This window comes from Streptomyces sp. MBT65, from assembly GCF_016612545.1.
In the GTDB taxonomy this organism is placed as follows: domain Bacteria; phylum Actinomycetota; class Actinomycetes; order Streptomycetales; family Streptomycetaceae; genus Streptomyces.
This window is the reverse complement of the sequence record NZ_JAENRY010000468.1, coordinates 1-4,268: the sequence shown is the minus strand read 5'-3', so window position 1 is coordinate 4,268 and position 4,268 is coordinate 1. Positions and strand designations below refer to the sequence as shown.

The 4,268-nt window shown below is 71.0% G+C and carries 2 protein-coding genes and 2 pseudogenes; 1 reads left to right on the top strand and 3 read right to left on the bottom strand.

Translation table 11 applies throughout. The annotated features are described in order from the left end of the window. The 3 genes and pseudogenes from JHN63_RS48285 to JHN63_RS48275 form a co-directional block, all read right to left on the bottom strand. Positions 1-1,151, bottom strand: a pseudogene (locus JHN63_RS48285) (hypothetical protein); the annotation flags it as partial. A gap of 294 nt (positions 1,152-1,445) precedes the next feature. After that, positions 1,446-2,786, bottom strand: coding sequence for an MFS transporter (locus JHN63_RS48280; protein WP_200691488.1), 1,341 nt, complete (start codon positions 2,784-2,786; stop codon positions 1,446-1,448). A 207-nt stretch (positions 2,787-2,993) separates the two neighbouring features. Beyond that, positions 2,994-3,659, bottom strand: a complete 666-nt coding sequence (locus JHN63_RS48275) for a TetR/AcrR family transcriptional regulator (protein ID WP_200691487.1) — start codon at positions 3,657-3,659, stop codon at positions 2,994-2,996. Between the two features lie 158 nt (positions 3,660-3,817). On the opposite strand from JHN63_RS48275, the pseudogene JHN63_RS48270 reads away from it, so the two are divergent. Continuing rightward, positions 3,818-4,268, top strand: a pseudogene (locus tag JHN63_RS48270) (shikimate dehydrogenase); the annotation flags it as partial.

Genomic DNA, 4,268 nt, shown 5'->3' with positions numbered 1-4,268 from the left:
GAGCTGGTGAAGGCGGCGGGGGCGGGCAACGGGCGGTGGGTGGCGATGAGTTGGGCCAGTTGGGGGCCGAGCGGGAGTGTGGGGTCCAGGCGGGGTGCCGTACGGACGAAGGCGTGGACCGGGGCGTCGGGGGCGAGGCCCGCGAGGGGCGCCGCGCCGAGGAGGACCGGGGTGCCGAGAGCGGCGGCGTAGTAGGTGACCGAGCCGTGGTCGCCGATGACCGCGTCGGCGGCGAGCAGCGCCTGGCGCCAGCCGTGCAGCGGGTCGACGAGGGTGAGGCCGGCGCGGCGGGCGCGGTCGAGCCAGGCGCGGATCTGGCCGGGGCCGTGGCCGTGCCAGATGTTGGGGTGCAGGACGGCGGCCAAGCGGTACTCGTCGACGGGAAGTTCGGAGGTCAGCCGGGGGAGCAGGGAGGGCAGGAGGTCGTCGCCGAAGAGGGACTCCGGGTTCCAGGTCGAGTTGAGCACGACCAGGCGCTGGGCCCGTGCGACGCCGAGCGCCCGCCGGTAGCGCTCCCGGTAGGGGCGGGCCGCGAGCATGCGGTCCCAGCAGGGATCACCGGCCAGTACGCCGGTGGACGCGGCCTCGGGGCAGACGGCACGCAGCCGCTCCAACTGCTCGGGGTGCGAGAGCACCAGCGCGTCGGCGACGGGCCGTCCGCTTTCGTCGAGCAACCACTCCGGCGACAACCCGAAAACCGGAGCCGCGGGCTCCGCCGCCTCGCTGCCGGGTGTTGGGTGTTGGGTGTTGGGTGTCCCTAGCCTCTTAGTGTATCCGACACCATGGGACAACACAGCCAATACACCGGAAAATGCCCGGAGTTGACCGCCGAAGCTCGCCGACACCGCCAAATCGACCGGTGTTCGCACGGCCTGCTCCCAGGGCAGCACCGGCACCCCCGTTTCCGCCAGCAACTCGGCGATCCCCGCCCGGAACGCCGACGACTCCGTGCACGTCACCAGCAACTGCACCCGGAAATCGTCGTGGAAGAGCGGCAGCACATCGAGGAGCCGGGTCGCGGAGGTCACGTTGTGCACGACGAACAGCACCTTGCGGCTGTGCCCCCGCGTCGCCCACCGGCCGGCGTCCTCGCCGACCGGCACCCGTATCCACTCCTCGGCCCCCGCCACGCCCTCGACCACCTTTCGCACGTGTGATCGGGCAACGATAGTCAGCCCCGGGCCCGCGTGCACCGGCCGCCCCTGAAATCGGCCGGGGCACGCGGAGGCCCTACTGGCGGCGCAGGACTGCAAGGGCCTTGGCGGCGCCCGCGCACGCGGGTTCACGAAGGCCGCTGTCACCGGGCCACTGACCGTCCTACCCCGGTTGGCGGCGAATCACGTGCCTGCCGGGAGTCGGAGTTGCCGTGCGGTGAAGTCGAAACCCCCGGGTGCCGGAGCCCGCTGGGCGTCCGGCACCCGGGGGTGCTCACGGGGCGGTGACGGTCAGGCCGTCACCGTCTCCGGGTGGGCCGCCTCCCGGGGCGACCGCGTGCCGAGCAGCTCCGTCGGGACCTTGTTGGTTTCGCGGGCCGTGGCCGCGGCGATGACCGGCGGGACACACAGCGCCGCCGTGAACAGGGCCACCGAGGACCAGTCCGTGCCGTCCGGACCCGCGATCTGCGCGGCGAAGGTGACCGCGAACCCGGCCACGGCGAAGCCGATCTGGGTGCCGATGGCCATGCCGGACAGCCGCACCCGGGTCGAGAACATCTCGCCGTAGAAGGAGGGCCACACGCCGTTCGCGGCGCTGTAGACGACGCCGAAGGTGACGATGCCGAGGATCAGGACGAGGGCGTAGGAGCCCGTCGAGATCGCCCACAGGTAGAGGAACATCGTGAGCGCGCTGCCGACCGCGCCGATCAGGTACACCGGGCGGCGGCCGATGCGGTCGGACAGGGTCGCCCACAGGGGGATCGCGGCGAGCGCGACGAGGTTGGCGAGCGCGCCCACCCACAGCATCGACGTGCGGGACATGCCGACGGAGTCGCTGGTCGCGTAGGCCAGCGCCCACACGGTGAAGATCGTGGAGACGGAGGCGATGAGCGCGCCCGCGATCACCCGCAGGACGTCCGCCCAGTGCTCGCGCAGCAGCACCAGCAGCGGCAGTTTCACGACCCCCTCGGTCGCCGCCTGCTCGGCGAAGGCCGGGGTCTCCTGGAGCTTGCGGCGCATGAAGTAACCGGCGACCGCGACCAGCACGCTGGCCCAGAACGGGACCCGCCAGCCCCAGGACAGCAGCTGCTTGTCGGGGAGTTGGGCGATGCCGAGGAAGACGAGGGTGGCGAGGAGCTGGCCGCCCTGGGTGCCGCCGAGGGTGAAGCTGGTGAAGAAGCCGCGCCGGTCCGACGGCGCGTGCTCCAGCGTCATCGAACTGGCGCTGGCCTGCTCGCCCGCCGCCGAGATGCCCTGGAGGACCCGGCACAGCACGAGGAGGACCGGGGCGAGCGAGCCGACCTGGGCGCGGGTGGGCAGGCAGCCGATGAGGAACGTCGACAGGCCCATCAGCAGCAGCGTGAAGATCATGACCTTCTTGCGGCCGACCCGGTCCCCGAAGTGTCCGAGGAACAGCGCGCCCACCGGACGGGCCGCGTAGGCGACCCCGAAGGTCGCGAGCGAGAGCAGGGTCGCCGTCGCGGGGTCCGAGTCGTCGAAGAAGACCTTGGGGAAGATCAGCGCGGCGGCGCTGCCGTAGATGAAGAAGTCGTAGTACTCCAGGGCGCTGCCGATCCAGGCGGCGGCTGCCGCCTTCTTCGGCTGCCCGACGGCTTTGGCGGGGACGGACACGGCTTGCTCCTTCGCGGAGACTCCACCGTAGGCGGAGCGAGCGGAGAGGGGAGGAGGGGGAGGCGTGGGGGCGTTGCCGGATCGCGGCTAATTAACCCACTGGGTAGTTAGTCCCGGTGGGTAGGGATGTTGCGCTCACGTTTCCCGGGTGTCAAGAGGTGCCGTCGCGTGATCCCGGTGCGATCTCGATACGAGCTCGACGCGACCTCAGTCCGTCGTGCGCTCCGCCGTCAGATAGGCGATCACCATGTCGCCCAGCATCGTCCGGTAGTGCTCGCGCTGCTCCGGTGCCACCAGGTCGCGGCCGAACAGGGCGCCGAAGGTGTGCCGGTTGGCGACCCGGAAGAAGCAGTACGAGCTGATCATCGCGTGCAGGTCGACGGCGTCCACGTCGGCCGTGAACAGGCCGGACTTCCGCCCCGACGCCAGGATGCGGCCGGTCACGTCGAGGGCGGGCGAGCCGATCTTCCCGAGTTTCTCGGAGGCGGCGATGTGCTCGGCCCCGTGGATGTTCTCGATGGACACCAGGCGGATGAAGTCCGGGTGCTGCTCGTGGTGGTCGAAGGTCAGCTCCGCGAGCCGGCGGATGGCCGCGACCGGGTCCAGGTGCTCGACGTCCAGGCTCTGTTCGGCCTCGCGGATCACGCCGTAGGCCCGCTCCAGGACGGCTGTGAAGAGCTGCTCCTTGCCGCCGAAGTAGTAGTAGATCATCCGCTTGGTGGTGCGGGTGCGGGCGGCGATCTCGTCGACGCGGGCGCCGTCGTAGCCGGCCCGCGCGAACTCCTGGGTGGCCACGTCGAGGATCTCGGCCTTGGTGCGGGCGGCGTCACGGATCCGCCCGTTCGGTCGTGCCGGTTCTTCGACGCTGGTCATCGGGTTCCTTCGGGCGAGGGGCCAGTGCCGGTGATTCTAGAAGCCGGGGCCCGGCGGGGAGACGCCGAGTTCCCGTCCGGGGCTTCCCCCGGTCCGGCGATCCTGGTATAGCTAACGTACTAGTTCGTACATTAGTGAGCCGCTCAGGGAGGGCCATCGTGGCCGATGTCTTCAAGGACTCGTACCTCGTCGGACTGATCGGTTCCGGCATCGGCCCCTCCCTCAGCCCGGCCCTGCACGAACGCGAGGCCGACCGGCAAGGGCTGCGCTACGTCTACCGGCTCATCGACATCGACGTGCTCGGCGTCGGCCCGGAGGCGGTGGGCGACCTGGTGCGGGCCGCCCGCGACCTGGGCTTCGACGGGCTCAACATCACCCACCCGTGCAAGCAGCTCGTCATCGAACACCTCGACGGGCTCACCCCGCAGGCCGAGGCGCTCGGCGCGGTCAACACCGTCGTCTTCGAGGCGGACGGCCGCGCGATCGGTCACAACACGGACGTCACCGGCTTCGCCGCCTCCTTCGCGCGCGGTCTGCCCGACGCGCCCATGGAACGGGTCGTGCAGCTCGGCGCGGGCGGTGCGGGCGCGGCCGTCCGCCTCGAAGACG